20 protein-coding genes are annotated in these 22,884 nt (G+C 62.6%); 7 read left to right on the top strand and 13 right to left on the bottom strand.

What is annotated here, in order from left to right; all coding sequences use genetic code 11:
- Positions 1–2: 2 nt before the first annotated feature.
- The 4 genes from LDZ24_RS20380 to LDZ24_RS20365 form a co-directional block, all read right to left on the bottom strand.
- The gene (locus LDZ24_RS20380) at positions 3–554 is read right to left on the bottom strand and encodes a hypothetical protein (protein ID WP_248323925.1); all 552 of its coding nucleotides are present in this window, start codon (positions 552–554) and stop codon (positions 3–5) included.
- Positions 555–604: 50 nt separating this feature from the next.
- Positions 605–1,393 carry a hypothetical protein gene (locus tag LDZ24_RS20375; protein WP_248323924.1) on the bottom strand — a complete coding sequence of 263 codons (789 nt, stop codon included), beginning with the start codon at positions 1,391–1,393 and terminating at the stop codon, positions 605–607.
- 141 nt (positions 1,394–1,534) lie between these two features.
- Positions 1,535–2,917: a sigma-54 dependent transcriptional regulator gene (locus LDZ24_RS20370; protein ID WP_248323923.1), complete on the bottom strand. Its 1,383-nt coding sequence runs from the start codon at positions 2,915–2,917 to the stop codon at positions 1,535–1,537.
- A complete protein-coding gene (locus tag LDZ24_RS20365) occupies positions 2,902–4,386 on the bottom strand; it encodes a HAMP domain-containing sensor histidine kinase (RefSeq protein ID WP_248323922.1) in 1,485 nt (494 codons plus the stop codon). The genes LDZ24_RS20370 and LDZ24_RS20365 overlap by 16 nt, the downstream gene beginning before the upstream one ends.
- A 171-nt stretch (positions 4,387–4,557) precedes the next feature.
- Between LDZ24_RS20365 and LDZ24_RS20360 the strand changes: the two genes are divergently transcribed.
- A complete protein-coding gene (locus LDZ24_RS20360; protein ID WP_248323921.1) occupies positions 4,558–4,926 on the top strand; it encodes an antibiotic biosynthesis monooxygenase in 369 nt (122 codons plus the stop codon).
- A 92-nt stretch (positions 4,927–5,018) separates the two neighbouring features.
- Here the strand turns inward: LDZ24_RS20360 and LDZ24_RS20355 are convergent, their stop codons facing one another.
- Both LDZ24_RS20355 and LDZ24_RS20350 read right to left on the bottom strand, forming a co-directional pair.
- Positions 5,019–5,315: a putative quinol monooxygenase gene (locus LDZ24_RS20355; RefSeq protein ID WP_248323920.1), complete on the bottom strand. Its 297-nt coding sequence runs from the start codon at positions 5,313–5,315 to the stop codon at positions 5,019–5,021.
- Between the two features lie 15 nt (positions 5,316–5,330).
- Positions 5,331–6,320: a zinc-dependent alcohol dehydrogenase family protein gene (locus tag LDZ24_RS20350; protein ID WP_248323919.1), complete on the bottom strand. Its 990-nt coding sequence runs from the start codon at positions 6,318–6,320 to the stop codon at positions 5,331–5,333.
- On the opposite strand from LDZ24_RS20350, the gene LDZ24_RS20345 reads away from it, so the two are divergent.
- The 3 genes from LDZ24_RS20345 (at position 6,279) to LDZ24_RS20335 (ending at position 10,198) form a co-directional block, all read left to right on the top strand.
- A complete protein-coding gene (locus LDZ24_RS20345; RefSeq protein WP_248323918.1) occupies positions 6,279–7,328 on the top strand; it encodes a LysR substrate-binding domain-containing protein in 1,050 nt (349 codons plus the stop codon). The two genes, LDZ24_RS20350 and LDZ24_RS20345, sit on opposite strands and share 42 nt — an antisense overlap.
- Before the next feature lie 247 nt (positions 7,329–7,575).
- Entirely contained in the window at positions 7,576–8,928 is a 1,353-nt protein-coding gene (locus LDZ24_RS20340) for an MFS transporter (RefSeq protein WP_248323917.1), read from the top strand.
- Between the two features lie 349 nt (positions 8,929–9,277).
- The gene (locus LDZ24_RS20335; protein ID WP_248323916.1) at positions 9,278–10,198 is read left to right on the top strand and encodes an NAD(P)/FAD-dependent oxidoreductase; all 921 of its coding nucleotides are present in this window, start codon (positions 9,278–9,280) and stop codon (positions 10,196–10,198) included.
- A gap of 94 nt (positions 10,199–10,292) precedes the next feature.
- Here the strand turns inward: LDZ24_RS20335 and LDZ24_RS20330 are convergent, their stop codons facing one another.
- The 3 genes from LDZ24_RS20330 to LDZ24_RS20320 all read right to left on the bottom strand — a co-directional run bounded on the left by LDZ24_RS20330 (position 10,293) and on the right by LDZ24_RS20320 (position 13,917).
- Positions 10,293–11,309: an aldo/keto reductase gene (locus tag LDZ24_RS20330; RefSeq protein WP_248323915.1), complete on the bottom strand. Its 1,017-nt coding sequence runs from the start codon at positions 11,307–11,309 to the stop codon at positions 10,293–10,295.
- 35 nt (positions 11,310–11,344) lie between these two features.
- Positions 11,345–12,592 carry an ABC transporter substrate-binding protein gene (locus LDZ24_RS20325; RefSeq protein WP_248323914.1) on the bottom strand — a complete coding sequence of 416 codons (1,248 nt, stop codon included), beginning with the start codon at positions 12,590–12,592 and terminating at the stop codon, positions 11,345–11,347.
- Positions 12,593–12,672: 80 nt separating this feature from the next.
- Positions 12,673–13,917 carry a DUF1479 domain-containing protein gene (locus tag LDZ24_RS20320; protein ID WP_248323913.1) on the bottom strand — a complete coding sequence of 415 codons (1,245 nt, stop codon included), beginning with the start codon at positions 13,915–13,917 and terminating at the stop codon, positions 12,673–12,675.
- A 93-nt stretch (positions 13,918–14,010) separates the two neighbouring features.
- On the opposite strand from LDZ24_RS20320, the gene LDZ24_RS20315 reads away from it, so the two are divergent.
- Positions 14,011–14,994, top strand: a complete 984-nt coding sequence (locus tag LDZ24_RS20315; protein ID WP_248323912.1) for a helix-turn-helix domain-containing protein — start codon at positions 14,011–14,013, stop codon at positions 14,992–14,994.
- On the opposite strand, the gene LDZ24_RS20310 is transcribed toward LDZ24_RS20315, so the two are convergent.
- Positions 14,991–15,986 (bottom strand): LysR family transcriptional regulator, encoded by a 996-nt coding sequence (locus tag LDZ24_RS20310; RefSeq protein WP_248323911.1) that lies wholly within the window; start codon positions 15,984–15,986, stop codon positions 14,991–14,993. The genes LDZ24_RS20315 and LDZ24_RS20310 overlap by 4 nt on opposite strands.
- 157 nt (positions 15,987–16,143) lie before the next feature.
- Here LDZ24_RS20310 and LDZ24_RS20305 point away from each other — a divergent pair, with 157 nt between their 5' ends.
- A complete protein-coding gene (locus LDZ24_RS20305; protein WP_248323910.1) occupies positions 16,144–18,246 on the top strand; it encodes an FUSC family protein in 2,103 nt (700 codons plus the stop codon).
- A gap of 442 nt (positions 18,247–18,688) precedes the next feature.
- Complete coding sequence (locus LDZ24_RS20300) at positions 18,689–20,218, top strand: succinate CoA transferase (protein WP_248323909.1); 1,530 nt, start codon at positions 18,689–18,691, stop codon at positions 20,216–20,218.
- A gap of 139 nt (positions 20,219–20,357) precedes the next feature.
- Here the strand turns inward: LDZ24_RS20300 and LDZ24_RS20295 are convergent, their stop codons facing one another.
- From LDZ24_RS20295 to LDZ24_RS20285, 3 genes are all read right to left on the bottom strand, one after another.
- Positions 20,358–21,263: a LysR family transcriptional regulator gene (locus tag LDZ24_RS20295; protein WP_248323908.1), complete on the bottom strand. Its 906-nt coding sequence runs from the start codon at positions 21,261–21,263 to the stop codon at positions 20,358–20,360.
- A 94-nt stretch (positions 21,264–21,357) separates the two neighbouring features.
- Positions 21,358–21,795 (bottom strand): type II 3-dehydroquinate dehydratase, encoded by a 438-nt coding sequence (aroQ, locus tag LDZ24_RS20290; protein WP_248323907.1) that lies wholly within the window; start codon positions 21,793–21,795, stop codon positions 21,358–21,360.
- A gap of 9 nt (positions 21,796–21,804) precedes the next feature.
- On the bottom strand, positions 21,805–22,869 hold the full coding sequence (locus tag LDZ24_RS20285) for a Gfo/Idh/MocA family protein (RefSeq protein WP_248323906.1): 1,065 nt from the start codon (positions 22,867–22,869) through the stop codon (positions 21,805–21,807).
- Positions 22,870–22,884: the final 15 nt, after the last annotated feature.

Raw genomic sequence — 22,884 nt, 5'->3', positions numbered from 1 at the left:
CGTCAGGCCGCTTCGGGCGCGTCGATGAGTTCGGCTATTTCATCGACTTCGATCGTGCGGCCGCGCCGGTTCTTCACGCCGAGTCCCCAGGCGTGAACGTGCGCGCCCGGACTCAGGTAAGCCGCCAGCTCCGCTGCGGCATGAGGCGGCATGCGCAGCGACGTGCCATCGTCCAGCAAGGCCCCGCGTAATTCGCCTTTCGGACCGAACAGGGAAAGCACCACTTCGCCGAAGGCTTCCATCGGTTTGCGTTCGACGTGTGGTTTGTGATGCGTCTCGCCGCCCGCATGCGGACTGTCGTCGAGAATCACCACGCCGCGGCGCGTCGTCAGCGAAACGGCGGCGATCATGTCTGCATGGCGAGGCTTGACGCCGCGCACGCGCACTTCATCGCCCAGCGCGACATGCCGCGCGAGTTGCTTCGACAAATGCGGAGGAAAGTGAACCTGACGTGAGCCTATGACGAGGCCGTCGATTTCACCGTGAGCATTCAATAGAAAGTGCGTGACGTGTCCGCGTGTTTCGGGAAGGCTTGCTGGGTCGATCCAATGCATGTTCGTTGTCCTTAATGTGTATGAGTGATAGGCGCTTGCGATAGCCCGCGTCAAGGCATGGGCGACGCGCGGTCGTAGAGCGGCGTCAGATTGCCCGGCGTGCCGAATGCCGTCGCCTGAAGCGCGGTGCCGTATTGATTGCGCGTGCCGTAGCCTTGCGCCGATACGGTCGCGCCGGCGCGAACCAGCGCCGGGAACCGTTGAGCCACGGGTGGCGTGAGTTTGATGACCGTGCCGTCGGACAGGATTACGCCATCGGGTTCGCCGCGCGGCGCGCTCGTGACGCGCGCCACCTGTCCTTGCGCGCTCAGGCGCGACAGTCCTTCCGCGCGTGCGTCGCGGGGCCACGCCGGCGCGCCGCGCATCGGCGGCTCGTCAATCACTTGCCGGCCGCTCCGTGTATCGACGATGCGTTGCGCCGCGAAGCTGCCGTCTTCGTCGCGCCGGCCGGTCACCTGTACGGCATCGCCTCGGCGAACGGCCGAAGTCAGTTGCGTGCTCATATGCGGAGGAAAGCGCACCAGTGTCCCGTCGTCGGTCAAGAAGCCGTCGGCATCGCCGTCAGGATTGGTCAGGAAGCGCGCGACCGTGCCTTGCGTGGTCGCCATCGAAGCGGCGTCGGCAAGCGGAACCGGCGCTGCGCCCGGACGTGGCGGCGCAGGCGGAGGCGGAGGCATCGGCGCGCCGGCGACAGGAGGCGGCGGAGCGTCGGACGCTACCGGTCGCGGCGCCGGCATTCCCGCGGACGGCGGCGGAACTTGCGCTGCGCAGCCGGCGCTCGCCGCGAGCAAGACCGCGAGCACGGCGCTTCTCGGGCTGGGGTATCGAGTCGATTGCATGATTCACTCCTTACGCTTGACGAGGAGAGATCTGCAAGGCCTATGCCAATCGACAAACGCCGAGAATTCAATGCGCTGCGGCCAATAAGCGGCTCGATGTGTCAAGGAACCCGACAGCGCATGTCCGGTTCCTTGACGACTTCAGACGCCAGCCGAAGCCTCGGACATGCCGAGCGCCGACATGCGCGTATAGAGCGACTGCCGGCTGATGCCGAGCCGCCTCGCCGCCTCGGCGCGATTGCCGCCCGACGCCGACAACGCGTGGACGATCAGTGCGCGCTCCAGTTGCGCGACCGCTTGCGGCAGCGGAAGCTCGAGCAAAGCCTGCGGAATCGCGTCGTCCGCGTTGTTTCGCGGCGCGGTCGCGGTCAGAAACGCGAAGTCGTCGCGCGTGAGCACCTGTCCGGCGCCGAGCGCGCTCGCCCGTTCGATCGCGTTGGCAAGCTCGCGCACATTGCCCGGCCAGGCGAACGTGGCGAGCAGGCGTTGAGCATCGGCTGACAGATGCTTGCGCGCGACATTCTTCGATGCCGCCGCGAGGAAGTGTTCGGCGAGCGGCAGGATATCGGCCACGCGCTCGCGCAGCGGCGGCATGTGCAACGGAATCACGTTCAGACGAAACAGCAAGTCCTGCCGGAACGTGCCCGCCTCGACCATCGAAGCGAGGTTGCGATGCGTGGCGGCGACCACGCGTACATCGACCGTGACGACGCGGTTCGTGCCGAGCGGCGTGACCTGCCTTTCCTGCAGCACGCGCAGCAGCTTGGCCTGCATGGCGAGCGGCATGTCGCCGACTTCGTCGAGAAAGAGCGTGCCGCCATGCGCCTCTTCGACTCGCCCGCGCCTGTCGCGCTGCGCGCCGGTGAACGCGCCCTTCCCGTGTCCGAACAATTCGCTTTCGAGCAGATCTTCGGGAATGGCCGCGCAGTTCACGGCGACGAACGGACCGCTCGCGCGAGCCGACGCGCGATGCAGCACGCGAGCGGCGATTTCCTTACCGGTTCCCGTTTCGCCGGTGATCAGCACGGTCGAGTTCGTGCCGGCGGCGCGGCCGAGGCGCTTCTGCACCTCGCGCATGGCCTCGCTCACGCCGAGCAATTGCGGCTCGTCGGACGTGACTTCGTCCGCGAACGCGCGCGTGGCCGGCGCGTCCATCTGCGCCGACAGGACGCGATCGAGCAGCGCGGCGATCTGGTCGCGTCCGACCGGCTTGGCGAGATGCTCGAACGCGCCGAGACGCATGGCGCTGATGGTGTTGTCGCTCGTTGCGTGCGCGGTGAGCATCACCACCGGCACGGTCTGCAAACCGGGCGTCGCGCGCAGCGTCTCCAGCACGGCGACGCCGTCCGCGCCCGGCAAGCGGAAGTCGAGAAAGATGCAGGCGGGCGCCGCGCGCCCGCGCAAGAGCTCCAGCGCTTCTTCGCCGGAACGCGCCTCGGCCGTCGAGTGGCCGAGGTCCTGCACGGTTTCCGCGAGGCCTTCGCGAAACGCGTCGTCGTCGTCGATGATCAGGATGGTCGCCATGGCAAGTCGATCACAAAGCGCGTCACGTTGGAATCGTCGGCAAGGTAAGCGCGGCCGCCGTGCGCCGACGCAATCTCGCGCACGACAGCGAGACCGAGACCCGAGCCTTCGGGCCGGCCGGTCACGAACGGCTCGAAGATCCGCTCCCGCTCGGCCAGGGCCACGCCGGCTCCATTATCGATGACTTCCAGCCTGAGCCTTTCGCCCTCTTGCTCTTCGACGCCGTATGCGCGAACCGTCACGTTGCCGCCCGACGGCGCGTGCCTGAGCGCATTCACGAGGAGATTGTCGAGCGCGCGGGCGAGTTGCGCCGGGTCGAAAACCGGCGGCGTCTCGCACTGTGCGACTTCCAGACTCAGCGCGACATTCCTGCTTTCGGCGCGCGATTCGTGCGTATGAACGATATCGTCGAGCCAGGCGCGCAGATCGACTTCGCGCGCGTGCACCGTCACCGATTGCGTCAGCGCGAGCAGGCTCGTCACCTGCGATTCGATGCGTCCCACTTGCTGGATGATCGTCTTCAACGCGGCTTCGCGGCGCGCGCCGTCACCGGCCAGCGCGTTCTCCGCTTTGAGACGCATCGCGCCCGCCGGGTTGCGGATCTCATGCGCGATCTGCGCGGCCATCTTTCCCAGCATGCTGAAGCGTTCCGCCTGCGCGAGCTTGCGGTTCAGCGCGTCGGCGTCGCGCTTGAGCCGCTCGGCGCGGTCCGCGTAACGATTGAGCGCATCGACGATCTGATCGAGATCGCGCTCGCCGATGCGCTCCAGCCGTTTGCCGCGCTCGAAATCGCCGCCGGGCGCGAGCGACTGTTCGAGCAGCGCGAGGTTCTGTCGCCAGCGCTTCAGCGTCAAGGCGAGAAACAACGCGAGCACGACGATGACGGCAAGCACGCCCGCCAGAATGGCGGTGGCGCGCTCGCCGTACGGTCCGAGCGGCGGGCGCGCGCGCGTGAGCGTCCATGCGAACAGCGCCGCGTGACGCGGCACGGGACAGGCCACCGCGAGCACCGCGTCCGTTCCGCTCGACACGGTTTCCGCGTGCAACGCTCCGGCGCTCGATGCGCTCTTGAGCGTACGAAGAATGAGCGGCGTCTCGGCTTCGGGAATGTCGCGCTTGACGCCGCTGCCGCCATAGGTAGGAAATGCGTATGCGATGAAGCCGTTGGACGCATTCGACGGCGGCTGGCTGGTCCAGAAGCCGCCTTCAATGCCGTCGGTCTGCACGAGCACGAGATCGAGCACCGCGTGCATGAGGTCGACGTTCGTTTCGCCGGAACGCTGCATCGACAGGTCGTAGCGCGACGCCACCGCCGTGCACGCTGCCTCCGCTTGCTGCCTCGCGGCCACGACACGCTCGCCCAGCGCCGACGACAACATGAGCCATACCGCGACGCTCAGCAGACCGCACAGCACCGCGATCAGAGCCCAGAGCGTGAGAAGCTGCGTGGAAAACGACGGTCTCGGCATGACAGGATCATCGGCGAACGGGGGTGGCGGCCTTTGAAGCAAGTCCTTTGCCAAGCGGGGCGCTTATCGATGTCTGGTTCGGCAGGGCGGGACCGATCAGATGTGGGAGCAGCGACGCGGCCCTCAATTCGATCATCGCTGTCATTGTCTTTTCGACCAACGGAGCTGACCATGCTGCAATTGAAACCGCTTGACCCTTCTTTCCCGATCGAGCGTCAACTTGGCATCGACGCTGCCCCTGTCGTTCTGGTGAATGTCTTCACGCTGGACCCGGCCGACGAGCGAGCCTTTCTGAAAGTCTGGCAGGACGACGCGGCATTCATGAAGCGGCAGCCGGGTTTCATTTCGACGCAACTGCACCGGGCAGTCGGAGACAGTCCCACGTATCTGAACTATGCCGTGTGGGAGTCGAACGCGCATTTTCGAGCGGCATTCGGTCATCCGGATTTCAGGGCGAGCCTCGCCGCCTACCCTTCGTCGGCGATGACTTCACCGCATCTCTTTCAGAAGGTCGCCGTGCCGGGCATTTGCGTCGGATAGGATCACGCTTTCGCAGATTCATGCGAAAGCCAAGCGGCGGCCCACGCGAAGGGCCGCCAGCGCTTCAACGCGCCACATAGCTATCTAGCGAGTCACACCAGCTCGCGAAGCAGTTGCACTTCGATCGGCCCTTCAAGGCGCGTCTTGAACGCCTCGGCCATGGCGAGAAAATGCGGTTCCTGCTCGTGCTTGGCAAGCGCTTCGCGGCTCGCCCATCTTTCGATGAACACGAACCGCCCGGCATGCTGCGGGTCGGTATGCGCGGTGTAGAGCCGGCAGCCGGATTCGTGACGCGTGGCGGAAACGCACGTTCTGATGATGCCTTCTACTTCTGCTTCCATCCCGGCTCGCGCCTGAACCGTTGCGACGACAGTGACTTCTTGGGACATGAGACCTGCTCCTCTTCAATTGACGATATCGATAACGACTTTGCCCACCGCTTCGCCGTTGTCCAGGCGTGCGTGAGCGGCTGCGGTGTCCGCAAGCTGGAAGCGGACGGAATCGACGACCGGTGACAGCTTGCCTTCATCCACCAGCGCGGCAATCTTGCGCAAGATGACGCCGTGGTCTTCGAGCCGCGCGCCCGTCAGCATCGGCAACAACATGAATATGCCGATGAGGTCCAGACTGCGCCCGAGCACCGGCGCGAGATTGTGCTGCCCCCACGCGGCGCAAGTAACGAGCCTCCCATACAGGCGAGTCGCCATGGCGGACTGTTCGAGCGTCGGCCCGCCCACCGTGTCATACACGATGTCGAAGCCCCGGCCATCCGTGTATCGGGCGACGTAGTCCTCGGTCGGCATGTCGCGATAGGGAATCGCGACGGCGCCGAGGCGTTCGGCCAGCGCGAGCTTCTCGGGCGTCGATGCGGTCGCGAACACCCGAGCGCCGAAGATCTTCGCGAGCTGAATGGCGATATGGCCGACACCGCCTGCCGCCGCGTGGACCAGTACCTTCTCATCGAGGCTGACCTTCGCGCGATCCACGAGACCTTCCCAGGCCGTGATCGCAACGAGCGGGAGGGCGGCGGCCTCACGCATCGAGAGGCGGGCCGGTTTCGGGGCAACGAGGCGCGCGTCGACCACCATGTATTCGGCGAGCGATCCGGCTCTGCCTTTGACGCCGCCAGCACAGCCGTACACGGCGTCACCCACGTCGAAATCCTCGACGCCGGCCCCGACCTTCGCGACGATGCCGGCGAAGTCCATGCCCAGGATCGCCGGGAGCGCGGGCGCGGCCGGGCCGAGTTCGCCCGCCTTGATCTTGAGATCCGCCGGGTTGACACCCGAGGCGTGCACGGCGACGAGCAGTTCGCCTGCTTGGGGCTCGGGGATCGGAAGCGTATCGAGCACGTGCCCTTCGACGCCGAATTCGTTCAATACAAAAGCTTTCATAGTTGGACCTTCTTATCCGGAACAAGGACGATAGCGCCCGCCACAGCATTTGCAAAACGACTAATTCCAATCCCGTGCATGAGCGAGGCTAATGCTAAGATCCAGCCTTTCTTTTCCGCGCACATCGCAATGACGACGCCTCGGCTCGATCTCGACAGTCTCCGAACCTTTCTGGCTATTGCGGACGGCGGGAGTTTCACGGCGGCGGCGGCCAGTGTCGGACGGACGCAATCGGCCATCAGCCTCAAGATTCGGAAGCTCGAAGAAGCGCTAGACAAGCAGCTGTTCGAGCGCAACGCGCACCGCACGACACTCACGCCCGCTGGCGAACTGCTGCTGGGCTACGCCCGGCGCCTCGTTCGCGACAGCGACGCCGCGCTCGCGCACTTGCGGGCCTCGGAGGCGACGGGGACGATACGGCTCGGCATCGGCGAACTGTTCGTGCCGGATCATCTGCCCCGCGTGCTGACGCGCTTCAGGCAAGCGCATCCCAAGGTGCGACTCGAGGTTCAAGTGGGACTGTCGGCCGATCTGCTTGAGCACATGCGATCCGGAGCGCTGGAGGTTGTCGTCGCTAACCGCGAGGGAGATGAACGCGGGGGACGCGTGGTGTGGACCGAGCCACTGAGATGGGTCGCAGCCGATGACTTCGAGCTCGGCAACAGCGGGCCGGTTCCGCTGGTGGCGCTGCCTCCGCAGTGTGCCTATCGGCGCATGGCCATCGATGCGCTCGCGTCCGTCGGACGTCCCGCCGACGTCGTGTACGCGTGCACCAGTCTGCTCGGCGTCGAGGCGGCCATTGCCGCAGGGTCGGGCCTTGCCATACTGGGGCAGTCATCGCTCGCGCGGAACCCGGGCTTGCGGGACCTGAGCCCGCACTTGCCGCCGCTGCCCGCATGCGAAATCGCCGTCTATGGCGAGGCAGCGAACAACGGCCGCGCATTGCGCGCGCTGATCCAGTTCATCGAAGACAGCTTGCGATCCGAGTCGGTTCTGCGGAAGACATAGCCTGAGAGGCGCCTATCGCATAGCCGGGTTGCGCGGACCTCGCTGTCGCACTCGGCACTTCCCGCAGCTTGCGGCACGAGATGCGATCGTGTTACCTTTGTTACCGATAACATATCATCCGATCCGGCCCCGCCAGCCTTCGATGTTACCGGTAACTAACGGTACTCATTTCGAAGATGCAGAGGATGCGCCCCTTCAGGCGCAAGCCACGACTTAGCTGACTACACATAGTACGGAGACAAATACGATGCCAACCATCACTCAGGCTGCCGCCTCCAGGGCAGCCGTCGGGGACGAGGCCGAAGACCAGTTGTACCGGAAAGTCCTGAAGCGCATTTTGCCCTTGCTGCTGCTTTGCTACGTGGTCGCCTATCTGGACCGAGTCAACGTCGGCTTCGCGAAGCTGCAGATGCTGGATGCACTCGGGCTCAGCGACAGCGTCTACGCAGTCGGCGCAAGCATCTTCTTCTGGGGCTATTTCCTCTTCGAGATGCCGAGCAACCTGCTGCTCCACAAGTACGGCGCGCGCTTCTGGATTGCCCGGATCATGGTGACGTGGGGCATCGTGTCTTCGGCGCTCGCCTTCATTTCGCCGCTGGCCAGTTTCTTCCATGTCGGAACAGGGACGATGTTCTACATCCTTCGTTTCCTGCTTGGCGTGTGCGAAGCGGGATTCTTCCCGGGCATCATCCTGTACATGAACTACTGGTTCCCCGCCCGGCGTCAAAGCGTCGCCATGTCCGGGTTCCTGATCGCGATTCCGGTAAGCCTTACCCTCGGCGGCGTGGTGTCAGGCTGGCTGATGGAGCACACGCACGGGCTCTTTGGCATGGGTGGCTGGCAATGGATGCTGTTGCTGGAAGGCATTCCGTCGATACTGGTCGCATTCGTTGTGCTGTTCCGCATGGGCGATGGCATTCAGTCCGCCAAATGGCTGACGGACGCGGAAAAGGCATTGCTGCACAAGAACCTTCAACAGGAAAGCGCCAAGAAGACGCATAGCGTCGCTGCTGCGCTCAAGAGTCCGCGCGTCTGGCTGCTGACGTTCATCCTGTTGACGTTCAACACGGGCTTTTATGGTCTGGCATTCTGGCTGCCGTCGATCATTAAAGCCTCGGGAGTGAAGAGCACGTTCAACATCGGATTACTGACGGCCATTCCGTATATGTGCGCCGTCGTCGCGATGAGCTGGAACGGGGCACACTCACGCAAGACGGGCGAGCGGCGCCTGCACGCAGCCATTCCGGCGTGCATCGGTGGATTGGGCCTTATTCTCAGCGCTCACTTCGCGAACAATGTGCCGCTGTCGATCTTTCTGTTGACCGTTGCGACTTGCGCGATCCTCGGCCTGATGCCAATCTACTGGACCTTTCCCGGACAGATTCTGTCCGGCACGGCAGCAGCGGCAGGCATTGCGCTCATCAACTCTGTCGGCAACCTGTCGGGCTTTACAGGCTCGATGATTACGAGCGTCGCCAAGGACTTGACCGGGAATATCAATAACGGGACGTATGCACTCGGGGCTTGCCTACTCGTCAGTTGCGTTCTGATTCTGGCGATTCCCAAGAACATGCTCAACGTCGAGCGAGCAGAACGCTAAAGCTGCGTTCCTTGAAAAAAACGCAATGCCCACTCTTAAGTGGGCATTGTCGTTTTGGCCTGCTTCGAATACGGCGCACGAGTAGATAAGAACAAACATTAGTGACTTGCCGTTCGCCGGTCATTCTTTCCAGATCTCCGCCTACTGGTTTCCCGCCTGGAAAAGTCACCGATCGTTTCATTTCTATAGAGACATCGCCACCCGGCGCTCGTCTCAGATGGACCCGCCGTTCTTCATGCTGGGAATCGCTATTGCTCACGCATTCCGAAACGCAAGCGGCACGTCCGACAACGGCGTGCGCACTCCCATACGCAAAACGCAGGTCTATCGACCGAAAACGAAGACATCGATGAACGATCCGATCGATTGCATTATTGTCGGTGGCGGTCCTGCTGGCCTCACCGCTGCCCTGTATCTCGCGCGATTTAGGCGCTCGACGATCGTGATCGACGACGGTCACAGCAGAGCGTCTCTTATTCCCATCGTGCGCAACCTTGCTGGCTTCGAGAACGGCATCAATGGAAACGAACTGCTCGCCAAGATGCGTCGTCAGATCGAGTGTTACGACGTGCCCATTATCGAAGGACGCGTGACGGCGATCAAAGAGGCAGACGGCAGGTTCCTCGTCGAATACGGCAGCAATGGCGATTCATCGTCCCGCACCCTGATCGCACATCGCGCACTACTCGCCTGTGGAATTCGCGACAAACTTCCGCCGGTCGACGAGGCCGTGCGGCTGACGCAGCGCGGATTGCTCCGTTTTTGCGCGATATGCGACGGATTCGAAGCGCAAGGCAAGCGAATCGGAATGCTAGGTCCGGCGTCACGCGCGCTATCGCATGCGGTGTTCTTTCGCACGTTCTGTCAGCAGGTAGCAGTCATCGCGTCCGATCTGGATGCGCTGACACAAGACGAGCGTGCCCTCGCGTCACAGCATGCCATCGATCTGATCGCGACTGTGGCGCTCGATCTACCGAACAGCACCGAGGCGCCGCTGAACGTCGCCTGCGAAAATGGTCACCGACATGCATTCGATGCCATCTATCCGGTACTCGGCTGCCTCACTCAAAACGACCTGTTGAGTGGCCTGGATGTAGAGCGAGACAGCGACGGAATGATCGTGACCGACAAGCATCAGCGCACGAGTTTGGACGGGCTCTACGCTGCGGGCGATGCAGTGAATTCACTCAATCAGATCTGCGTCGCAGTGGGTGAAGCTGCAATGGCTTCGATGGCTATTCATCGAAGCCTTCCGGCTAATCCGCTATAGCGTAAGCGCGTGCTGTCTGACACGTGCGCCGCATCCAGCCTGCTTATCGGTGCGACGTTGAGCATGAAATGGCAGCGCGCCCTGACGTCAACTGCTAATCCGGCGTCGGCGCGTCGTGTCGAATCAAGTCGCGACGTTTAAGCTCGGCCCAGAAATCCGCGGGTATCTGTGTGCGGAAGGTCCGCAGATTGTCTTCGAGTTGCGCGACCGTGCGCACTCCCGGGATGCTGGTCGGTATCGCAGGATGCCCAAGAACGAATTGCAGTGCAGCGGCTTTGAGCGGCACCGAAAAATCCCGGCATACCTGCTCCATCTGGCGTACGCGCTCCAGAATGGCTTCGGGCGCGGGCGCATAGTTGTACTTGGCGCCCGGTATCGCGCCGGTGGCGAGGATACCGCTGTTGAACCCTCCACCGAGAACCACCGACACCTGTCTTGCTTCGCACAGCGGCAGAAAGCCGTCCAGCGCGTCCTGCTCGAGCAGTGTGTAACGCCCAGCCAGCAGGAGGCAGTCGAAGTCCTGCCGGCGAATCGCTTCTTGAGCGACCTGCCATTCGTTGACGCCCAGCCCGACCGCCTTCACGACGCCTTCGTCGCGTAGCTTGAGCAGTGCTTTCGATGCGCCCGCCATCGCCGCTTCGAACATCTCCGGCTGGCGCTCTCCGTGCGTGAATACATCGATGTCGTGAATCAGCGCAATATCGATGTGCTCCAGCGCGAGACGTTGCAGACTGTCTTCGATAGACCGCATCGTGCCGTCGTAGCTGTAGTCGAAAGCGATGTCGAACGGCAGGCCGTCGACCCACGGCGCGAATTGAATGTCGGCGCGCTTGCCCGGCTTGAGCAGGCGGCCGACCTTCGTCGACAGCACGAACTGGTCACGCGGATACCAGCGCAGCGCCTGCCCGCAGCGCGCTTCGCTCAGGCCATGTCCGTACATCGGCGCGGTGTCGAAGTAGCGTACGCCCGCGTCCCATGCGGCCTTAATCAAAGCCGCGGAATCCTCTTCGCTGATCGGCCTGAAGATGTTGCCGATCGGCGCGGCGCCGAAGCCCATCACCGTTGTTTCGAGCCCCGAGCGCGGCCATTTTCTTTTGGCGACTGGATTCAAGTCTGTCTCCTGTTGTGAGTGAGATTGCGCGTCGCTTACTTGACCTTCGCGGCAGCGGCGAGCTTGCGCACGCCCTCTTTCGCATCCTCGTTCGAGTTCATGAAGTTCGTCACCACATCGGTGATTGCGCCAGCCGTGACCGGCGACTGAAGTTCACCGAAAGCGAGCGACGGCAAGAACCCGCCCGTCTTGATCGTCGCCTGCTCGTCCGCGCGAGACTTCTTGGCGCAACTGTCGAACTTGTCCATCGGCACGTCCAGCCTGACAGGAATCGAGCCTTTATAGAGGCTGAATTGCTGCTGGAAATCGACCGACATGATCGTCTTCGCGAGCGCGACCTGTCCCGGTGTCGCGTCCTTCTTGCCGTTCTGCTGAAAGAACACGAAGGCATCCGCCGTGTACGTGTAGGCGTTCGACGTGCCAGGCGCGGCCGCGCACACATAATCGACATCCGCCTTCTTGTTGGCATTGGCGAATTCGCCCTTCGCCCAATCGCCCATGAACTGCATGCCGCCCGAGCCGGAAATGACCATCGCGGTGGCGAGGTTCCAGTCGCGGCCCTGGTAGCCCTTGTCGAAGTAAGAGCGGATCTTCTGAACGGTCTCGAACACCTGAATCATTTGCGGCGATGTCAGTGTCTTTTGATCGAGATCGACGAGCGCTTTTCGATAGAAGTCCGCGCCCTGTGACAGCACGACCGTCTCCCAGATCGTCATGTCTTGCCACGGCTGGCCGCCATGCGCGACCGGCGTGATACCCGCGGCGCGGAACTTGTCGGCGAGCGCGAAGAACTCCGGCCATGTCGTCGGCGGCGTGCCGCCTACCTTGTCGAGATCCGCCTTGTTGATCCACAGCCAGTTGATCCGGTGGACAGAGAATGGCGCGGCCACGTAGTGACCACCCGCCTTTATATCGCTATCGATTAGCGCGGGCGTGTGCGCTTTCCAGTCAGCCGCAGGCGCATCCACCGTGACCAGCATCCCTTGCTCGGCCCAGTCCTGAATCAGCGGCCCCTTGATCTGCGCGGCCGAAGGCGCATTGCCCGAGATTACCTGCGTCTTCAGCGCCGTCATGGCCGCCGCGCCCGCCCCTCCTGCAATCGCGAAGTCTTTCCACTCATAGCCCTGTTTGCTCATGTCGTCCTTGAGCACCCGAATGGCTTTCGATTCACCGCCCGAGGTCCACCAGTGAAGCACCGAAACCTGTTCTGCAGCGAGAGCAGCATGAGTGCCCGAGACAAGCAGCGCGACAGCCGTCGCAACCGACGTCAGTTGTTGTTTCATTGCAGTCTCCGAATTTATCGTTATGGATCGAGCGACGCATGCGCGATCAGAGAGACCGCGCATGCATGCCGGTACTACAGCTACAGATTGAAACCGAGTTGCGCCTTGCCGAGTGGAGTCAAATCGTCGGCCGTCGCGCGGCCGATGAAGTCGACTTCGAAATGATCCGTCGGAAAATCAGGCGGGCTTTCGCCTTTTAGGAAGCTCGGCAACTGACGCTTCAGATACGCGTCGTTTTTGGCGCACGACGGCGCCGAGGCGATATACATCACATTGCTATAGCCCGCGCCCCGATGCTCGTCCTCGACGGCATGAATCACGTCGCTGTGCCAGAACACGGTGTCGCCCGCTTCCATCTTGGGAATGGACGACAACGCCTCGAACAGCGGCGCATGAAACTCCGGCTTGATCGAAAGCGCGCGACCGGGCATCGCGCCGCACAGGTCGTCGTCGGCGACATCGTCCTGAAGCGCGCGCAACAGGATATACACCATCGAGTTGGCAATGGGCACGAGTTGCAGCGTGCCGTCGCCCGGGCCTTGCGGCGTCAGCGCCGTCCAGCCCTGAAACGTGCGGAACATCGAGCAGACGGCGGGAGACGCGATCTCCTGTACATCGGTGCGGAAAGCGGCGTCGAAGGCATCGTACTCGCGCCAGTTGCCGGAGAACACGTGGCGATACACCTTGCGAAAATTGCTTTCGATCCAGCGCTCGACGGAGCCGCCGTCGCAATGCGCCGACAAGCCCAGCGATGCCGAACCCGGCGGCCGCCGGCGCAGACGGTCCGCATAGACGGGCACATGTTCCGGATTGAAGTGAACGCGTCCGTCGCTTTCGTTCCGCCAGAGCTTGTTGAGGAAGACGCGCGCCGCCGTCAGCGATTCCGACTGACGGGCCAGCACTTGCGGCTTCGACCAGTACACGCCGTAGATCTGCGGCTTGCTCGAAGCCAGCTGACCGAAGTACTTGTCCTCGGCGCGGTTTTCAAGGCGCTTGTCGAGATCATTCCGCTCGACGTATTGCGCGATATCGTCATCCCATTGCTGCACCTGCGCGCGCGGGAAAACGCTACGTATCACGCATGCGCCGCGCGATTTGACGAGCGCGATTTGTTCGGCCGTCACGCGCTGTTCAATGATGTCGGAGAATTGAATCTCCGGAATGACGTTTTCTCCGCGATCGCGCTGCGCTGCGATTCGCTTTGCCGCTGCGCCGATCGATTCTTCGACTTCGGCGAAGACCTCCCGGTAGTTCGGCAACGCCGCGCGAAGCTCCTTTTTTGCCTGCCGGATTGCGGCCGGCACGTCGTCGATTACGAGCGCCATGCTTGTCCCCTTGTGGTTCATCGTGGCGATAGCATATGACGCGTACTTGCAACCGAGTGATACTATCCAGTCGATTCATTTGCGCTTTCGGCCATGAAACCTGCATACGAGCATGTCGAGTTCGGCGAAGATAGTTCGGTCCGGGTTTACCATCGGCGGCTTCCGCGTATTCCGTTCGAGTGGCATCACCACCCCGAATACGAGTTAACCCTGACGATGAATAGTCATGGCAAGCGCTACATCGGGGACGCGGTCAACGACTACGGCGCGGAAGATCTCGTCCTGGTCCCGCCCGATCTGCCGCATACGTGGGCGTCGAACCGCTCTATTGAGCCCTCTTCGCCGCAAGTGGCGATCGTAATCTGGTTCGACGGCGACTGGGCGCGGCGCATGGCGGACTGCTGCCGCGAATACGAGCCGCTGCGCAGGCTCTTGCGCAGAGCCGCATGCGGACTCGCGTTCGAGCCGCCCGCCGGTGAATGGATGCGCGGCCGTCTGGACGCGTTGCTTTCGAACGTGGCGCGCGAACGGCTGAGCGCGGCACTCGATATTCTCTGCACGCTCGCCGACGCGCCCGGCCGGCCGCTCGCTTCACCGAGCGCCTTCGATCAGGCGACGACGGGGCCGTCCGGCCATGAACCGGAGCGCATCAACCGCGTGCTTTCGATGATCGATGCGCGTTTCGCGGAACCGCTGCGGCTGTCGGAACTCTGCGCAGCGGCCAGTTTGTCGGAGCGCACGCTCACGCGGTACTTCGTGCAGCATATAGGCGAGAGCGTCGGACGCTATATCACCCGTGTTCGCCTCGGGCACGCGTGCCGCATGCTCGCCGACACGTCGCTTCCCGTTGCGGTCATCGCTGCCCGCTCGGGCTTCGCGAACGTCGCCAATTTCAATCGCCAGTTCAAGGCCGCGAGGCACACGACACCGGCCGACTATCGGCGGCAGTTCGCGGCGGCGGCGCCTGCTCTTAACGACGATGCAGCGTTGCTGACCGAGCGCTCGCCTTCGCTCGAACGCGAGCGCAAGTCATCCGGCGAGAGAAAGCGGCGAAGCGAGCGAGACCGAAGCGCCTAGTGTCTCACCTGCGCGGCGAGCTCTTGAGTCATCGGCAGCGCGACACCGCCTGACGCATCGCGTTGCATGATCTCGGCAAGCGCGGCTTCATCGCGGGCGATCACGCCGGGAAGATGCGCACGCAGGAAGTCCACCCACGTACGCGTCTTTGCATCGATGAATTTGCGCGACGCATAGAGCGCATAGAGATTCGTGGACTGAAGGGTATGCTGCGGCAGCACGCGCACGAGCGAACCGTTGCGCAAGCCGTCGATTGCGGCATAGAGCGGCAGCATGCCGATGCCCATGCCCTCGCGAATCGCCACCACCAGCGACTCCGCGATGTTCACCTGCACCGGCCCGCTGATCTGCAAGGTCTCCCGGCCTTGCGGACCTTCGAGCGTCCATTCGCGCGCGGGAAATGCCGGCGTCTGCAAGGTGAGGCAATCGTGGTCCGCGAGGTCGGCGGGCTGCATCGGCGCGCCGCGCGCGCGAATGTACTCGGGCGACGCGCACAGAATGCTGAACGTACTGCCGAGCCGATGTGAAATCACTTCCGAATCGGACAGCGCGGCTGCCGACACGACCGCGACGTCGCTGCTGCCTTCGAAGAGATCGGGCATGCGCTGCGACAGCGTTAGTTCGACTTTCACGTCCGGATACAGCGCGCGGTATTGGGCGATGGCGGGAAGAATATAGTGCTGCCCTACGCTCGCGAAGCTGAACATGCGTAGCGTGCCCGACGGGTGCTCGTGCGCGCAGCTCGCTTCTTCTTCCGCCCCGTCGATGTCCGCGAGAATCTGCACGACGCGCTTCAGATAACGCTCGCCTGCCGATGTGAGCGCAAGACGCCGCGTCGAGCGATTCATCAAGCGCGTGCGCAAATGCGCTTCGAGTTCCGATACGGCGCGCGACATGGCGCCGGTCGTCGAGTTCATCGACTGCGCAGCGGCGGTGAAGCTGCCGGTCTGGATCACGCGGGCAAATACCCGCATGTTCTGTAGGGTGTCCATCAAAACGTCACAGTTGCCAGAAGGTCACTATTGTCCGCTTAATAGTTAGACCTATTGTTATTGTTTCTGGAAAGAATGTTCCCTGATTCCCTCATTAATCGGCTGACGCGCGCTGTCTAGAATCGCAGCCTTCACGAAGAAAGCAGCGGGCAACAGCATGTCGTTCATGGATCGGCCGGGCGAGCGCGCCCCCTTCGCGCGAGATGTTTTCGACGGCTTGCGCGACTGGCTCGCGACGGATGGCGCGCTGTGGCTGCATCTGTCCAAGACACTCATTGCGGCGTTTCTCGCAATGGGTCTCGCCATGCGTCTCGAGTTGCCGCAACCGCGCATTGCGATGACGACGACCTTCGTCCTGATGCAGCCATTCTCAGGCATGGTGCTCGCCAAGAGCGTCTATCGCTTCGCGGGCACGCTGCTCGGCATGGTCGCGGCGCTCGTGCTTGGCGCCGCATGCGTGCAGCAAGCGGAGTTATATGCCATCGGCTTGACGATATGGGTGGCGACCTGCACGGCGCTGGCGGTGCGATATCGGCAGTATCGCTGGTACGGCTGGGCGCTAGCGGGCTATACGGCTGCGTTGATCGGCGTGCCGCTCGTGACGGCCCCCGGTCAGCTTCTGCTCGCGACGCTCACGCGAGGCGCGGAAGTCATGCTCGGCATCGTGTGCTCGGGCTTAGTCAGTGCGTTGCTTCTACCGCGGCATGCAAGCGCGAAACTCACTGCGACGCTCGCGCAACGCGAGGCCGCATTCAGGACGCTTACCGCAGAGATACTGCGCGGCCGCCTCAAGCGAAGCGCGCGCGAGCGCCATTACGCCGGACTGGTCGCGGATATCGTCGGCTTCGAAGCAACCCGGCGTCTCGCGGCGTATGAGAATCCCGCGTTGCGTCCTCAACGCATGCTGCTCTCGCAATTGAATAACGCGTTCATGAATGCGTGCGCGCGGCTTCATGCGCTGGACCAGTCGATCAAGCGGCTGCGCGCCGATATGGCGTGCCCCGCGCTCGCGGCCTGCCTGAGTAAGTTTGCAGATCTGCTCGATTCGACCGATTGCGACCGGCACGCTCTGATGCGCTTTAGAACGTCGCTATCGGCGCGCCTGCCGCATGCATCGCAGATCGACGTCGTCACATGCGCGGAACTCCTCGAACGATTGATCGGCGACATGGACCGCATAGCGCAACTGCGCGCGGCACTGTCCGCAGGTCAGCGCGATGACATGCCGCTCGCGCACTACGTCGCGAACACGGACGGCTTCGTGGTCGCCACGACATTCGCCCGCACGGCGATGGTGATGGCGGCCGTCGCGGCCTTCTGGATCGCCACTGCATGGCCGAGCGGCGGATTGGCGCTGATCGGCGCGACGCTGGCCTGCGGGCTGTCATCGGCATCGGCGCGGCCGGCGCGTTTCGTTGCGCAGATGGCTGTGGGAACGGCGGGCGCCATGATCATCGGTTATGTCTTCTTGTGCCGGGTCTATCCCGCGATAGATGGCTTCCCGCTGCTTTGCGCGATGCTTTCCACACCGCTCGCGTTGGGCACCTTCATTGCGATGCGCCGGCCGACAGCGGGTTACGGCGTGGGATTCTGCGTCTTCTTCTGCCTGCTTGCAGCGCCCGATAACGTCATCGTCTATGACCCGGCCACGCTGTTGAACAACGGCATTGCCATTCTTGTCTCGATGCTCGTCACGTCGGCGGCATGCGCCATTCTCGTGCCGCCGCATACGCCGTGGCTCGTCGGCAAGACACTTGCCGCGTTGCGTGCGCAAGCCGCGCTCGCCTGCGAAGGCCCTCTGGCTTCCCTGAGCGAACGCTTTCATTCGGGCACGCATGATCTGATGTCTCAACTGTTGGCGCTTTCCGCTCAGTCTTCGCGAGGACATCGTCGCGCATTGGAGTGGATGCTCGTCACGCTCGAAGTAGGACAGGCGATGATCGATCTGCGCACGCTGAAAGCGGCGCTCGACGTCGATGCGATTCCACCGCCCATTCGTCTCACATGGGCATCATCCGTGGCGCTCATGCTTCGCGAAGTCGCCATGCTCTTTCGCATGCCCTCCAGTGCGTCGCTTCGGCGCGCGATCAACTCTGTAGTGCGGTCGATCTTCGCGGCGGAAGCCCTCGTCGAGTGCGCGAAAGCGTCGAGCGTGGATGGCGGCGAATGCGTGCGCGACCTACGCCGCATTCTGGCGTGCCTGCATTTCATACGCGGCGCGCTGATCGATTCGGATGCGACTTTTGGCGCTTCCCGCTGAACCGATCTTTCCTCGGCATGGAAATGTGCCTTCCGTGCGCGACGATTTATCGCCCGAAGCTGGCTGCCTATAGTGTCTCCATTGCCGAGGCAATTCACGCCGGCGGTAAGTCCCAAGGAGAGTTCGATGAAGTCGCTTAAATTCGTAGTCGCTGCAATCATGGTATCGGGCGCATCGCTCGCGATGGCGCAAACGTCCGCGCCCGCTGCTAACAGTAACGCCAATCAGTCTTCGATTCAGTCCACGAACCAGCCGTCGAATCAGTCGCAATCGTGCGTTGGCCCGGCGAGTTATTGCACGGTCTTTTTCGGCGGCAGTTAAAGCGCGATGGCGCTCGAATAATCGTAGCTAAAAGAATCGCATCCCGGCGCCGACAGCAGTGACCGGTCACGATGAAGGCGCATGCGAGCGCGTGGTTCATGCAGAGTTGGTGGAGATACCGATGTTCGAAGACCGCATTCGTAGTGCCGCGCTACGCGCAAAGATCACATCCGCAGCCGATGCAGCGCGGCTCGTGCGCAATGGCATGCGCGTGGGCGCAAGCGGCTTTACCCGCGCCGGCGATGCGAAAGCGGTACCCCTCGAAATAGCGCGCCGCGCACGTGAGGAAAGCGATCCGCTGCGCATTACGCTCATGACCGGCGCGTCGCTCGGCAACGACATCGACCGCCTTCTTACCGAAGCTGGCGCATTGGAGCGTCGCTTGCCGTTTCAGGTCGATGCCACGTTGCGTCGCGCCATCAATCGCGGCGACGTCATGTTCGTCGATCAGCATCTCTCGGAGACCGTCGAGCTATTGCGCGACCAGCGCCTCGGCGCACTCGATATCGCGATCATCGAAGCTGTCGCGATCACCGAGTCGGGTGGCATCGTGCCGAGCACGTCCGTCGGCAATTCGGCGACCTTTGCGATGTTGGCACAAAAGGTCATCGTGGAGATCAATCTTGCGCAGCCGCTCGCGCTCGAAGGCTTGCACGATATCTGGTCGCCCGCGCCGCGGCCTTCACGCGCGCCGCTGCCGCTCGTTAGCCCGAGCGATCGTATCGGTGGCACTTGCATCGACGTTCCCTTCGAAAAGATCGCGGCCATCGTCATCACGAATCAGCCTGACAGCCCTTCGACCGTGCTGCCCGCAGATGAAGATACCGCGCTGATCGCCGGTCATCTCGTCGAGTTCTTTCAGCATGAAGTGTCGCGCGGCCGTCTGCCGAAGAGCTTGCCGCCGTTGCAGGCCGGCATCGGCACCATTGCGAACGCGGTGCTGTCGGGATTCGCCGCGTCGCCCTTCGAAGCACTGACGCTCTATTCCGAGGTGCTGCAAGACTCGGCTTTCGATCTCTTCGATGCCGGCGAGCTCGCCTTCGCGTCGGGCGCGTCGATGACGCTCTCCGCCAAACGCCAGGAACAGGTTCTGAACGATCTCGACCGCTATCGCGACCGGCTCGTGCTGCGCCCGCAAGAAGTGAGCAATCATCCCGAAGTCATTCGCCGGCTCGGACTCATCGCGATCAACACCGCGCTGGAAGCCGATATCTACGGCAACGTGAATTCGACGCACGTCGGCGGCACGCACATGATGAATGGCATCGGCGGCTCCGGAGACTTCGCGCGCAATGCATCATATGCAGTGTTCGCGACGAAATCGATTGCGAAGGACGGCTGCATTTCGAGCATCGTTCCGATGGTGCCGCATTGCGATCACAACGAACACGATGTGGACGTCATCGTGACCGAGCGCGGACTCGCTAACCTGACCGGCCTTGCGCCTCGTGAACGAGCGCTGACGGTGATCGAGAAGTGCGCGCACCCGCTGTATCAGGATATGCTGCGCGACTATTACCGCGACGCACAAGCGCGCGGCGGCCACACGCCGCATTGTCTGGAGAAGGCTTTCGCACTGCATGAACGCTTTGCAAGAACTGGCACGATGCTGCAAGACGCCGGCACGCCTCAGCGGGGCGACGAGGAATAGGTACGATGATCGCCGTCGCGTGGCAGTGGCAAACGCTTAGCAGCCCGCCCCATTCTCGAACGGATCCATTCTTCGAAGGCTTACCGCGAATCGATCGCTGCAAATCATAGAATGCGCGTACGCTGGTACAGACCAGCGACTAGCTTCTATCGAGAAAGAGATCAGCCACGATAGAGCGAAGCCACCGGTTCCCTGCCTCGTGGTGATACTTCGCATGCCAGTGCTGTCGCACGGCGAACTGGTCGACCGGTAGAGGGCACGAATGTACCGCGATGCCATTGACTCGGGCGAGTGTCTCGCCAATGTTCCTCGGCAACGTGGCGATCAAATCCGTCGATGCGATGATGGATCCCAGCCCGAGCATGCCCGGAAGCTCGAGCACAACGTCCCGTTCGATGTTCTCGCGCAATAAGGCTTGTTCGAGCTGCTGAGCCCCGGTGCCGCCTGCGATGACCACATGCCCCTCGCTACGGTACTGCTTCAGCGTCAGCCTGCTGCGCACCCGCGCGTGATTCCGATTGGCCAGGCAGACCCAATCCTGCATGTACAGCTGTTGCTGATACATACCGCCGCCGAGCCAAGGAACATGCCCGATCGCAAGATCGGCTTCACCGGACTCCAGTGCCCTTTCGGTATTCCCATCAATGCGGGCGGCTTCTAGCCGAATACCCGGCGCTTCCTCGCGCACGCGTGCCAGGATTCGCGGCAGAAGCGTGATATGACTCGCGTCCGTCATGCAGATGCGAAAGCGGCGCTTGGCGGTGCTCGGGTCGAACGAAATTTCCCATGCGGCGAAGCGTCGAAGCGATTCGAGTATCTCTCGGCACGGACCGATGAGCGCGTCGGCCTGAGGCGTCGGCGTCATGCCGCCCGGCGTGCGAACAAAGAGCGGGTCTTGCAGATACTCACGCAGACGCCCCAGCCAGATGCTGATGGTCGGCTGGCTTTGGCCAAGTTGCTCCGCTGCCCGCGTGACGCTACGCACGTCATACAGCAGGTCGAAAAGCTGAAGCAGTTTGAGATCAGGAAGTTCGGATGGGCTCACGGCGTATTGTCCAGCGCAATGACGCCATTGTAGCCATTGCATTGCGCCTTGCCGATACCCTTTCCGTGAACGCGGCGCGTCATGCCCGCGACGATCACGCAGCCGCCGACACCACCGTGCGGAGCCCGAGCGAATAGCTGTCGATGCCGAAGCCGCAGATCTGCCCTTTCACGATTTCGGCGAACACCGAGTGATGGCGAAACGCTTCCCGCGCATGGATGTTCGACATGTGAATCTCGACGACAGGCACGGTCAGTATCGCGAGCGCGTCTCGTATGCCGTAGCTGTAGTGCGTCCATGCACCCGCATTGATCAGCACGCCGTCGACCTGATCGGTGAACGCCTTGTGGATTCGCTCGCACATGTCGCCTTCGTTGTTGGTCTGATAAGTCTCGACCGTTACGCCCAGTTCTTTGGCCAGCGCGTGAAGCTGCGCATCGATGTCAGCGAGCGTCGCCGTTCCGTATTGAACGGGATCGCGCTTGCCGAACATGTTGTGATTCACGCCATGCAGCATCAGAAACGTTTTCATGGTTTTGCCCTAGTTTTTAGCAGCCGCGACGGACGTCTCCACAACACATCCCGTCCTGGCGGCCGTCACGATCGCATCGGTGATTCGAAGGTTCTGTAAGCCGTCGCGCGCGGTGACGAGAGGACTCGCTTCGCCTCGTATGACTCGCCCGAAATGCTCCATCTGATGCTTGAGCGGATCGTCGCGCGTCACGTCGGCGACGCTCACATCGAACGGCTTCCACCACGAGCGATCCTCCGCTTTCGCGTAGGTCTTGAGCCGCATGGTCGGAATCGACAACGATCCGAACGTGCCTGCGATCGCATAGCAATCTTCATCCGAGTACCACGAATACGCTTTGTTTTCCTGCGAGGTCTGCTCCCAGCTTCGTGCGCTCGCCGCTGTATCGGATAACAGAAACGTGCCCAGTGCGCCGCTCGCGAAACGCAAGATGATGGCAGCGGTATCTTCGACCTCGAACTCGCGCGTCGCATTCGATGAGAACGCCTGCACGGCCACGATGTCGCCGCAGAGCATGCGAAGATTGTGGATCTCGTGAATCAGATTCAGCAAGATGGGGCCGCCACCCGGCGCCTTGCGCCACGGCGCGTCTGTGAAATAGCGGTCGGGCTTGAAGAATAACGCGCTGCCCATCACGGCAACGAGCGGACCAAGCGCGCCGCTTTCGATGATCTCTCTGGCCCGCGTCATGATCGGGCTGTGCGCGCGGTGATGCCCGATGAGCACCGACGCGTCGTATCGGTCGGCGGCGGCAACGAGTGCTTCGGCCTCGTCGACGGTCGGAGCAATCGGCTTCTCCAGCAGCATCGGCAAGCCCGCCTGCATGCACAGCAGCGCGTGCGGGACATGCAATTGATTCGGCGTGGCAAGCACGACACCATCGGGGCGGTCCTTCGAGATAAGCTCGTCGAGCGACCGGTAGTGCGGAACGCCCGCAGTGGCCGCGACCTCGCCCGCGGCTGCCGAGGGATCGACGACCGCCGACAGCACGCAGGAAGTGCTTTCCCGAATCACGCGAATGTGTTCGAGACCGATGTAACCGGCACCGGCAACGGCGATGCGTGTCTTCTCCATGTCACTCTCCGTGGG

The organism is Caballeronia sp. Sq4a (assembly GCF_023170545.1).
Lineage (GTDB): Bacteria > Pseudomonadota > Gammaproteobacteria > Burkholderiales > Burkholderiaceae > Caballeronia.
The sequence above is the reverse complement of the archived record's forward strand: the minus strand, read 5'-3'. Positions and strand labels throughout refer to the sequence as shown.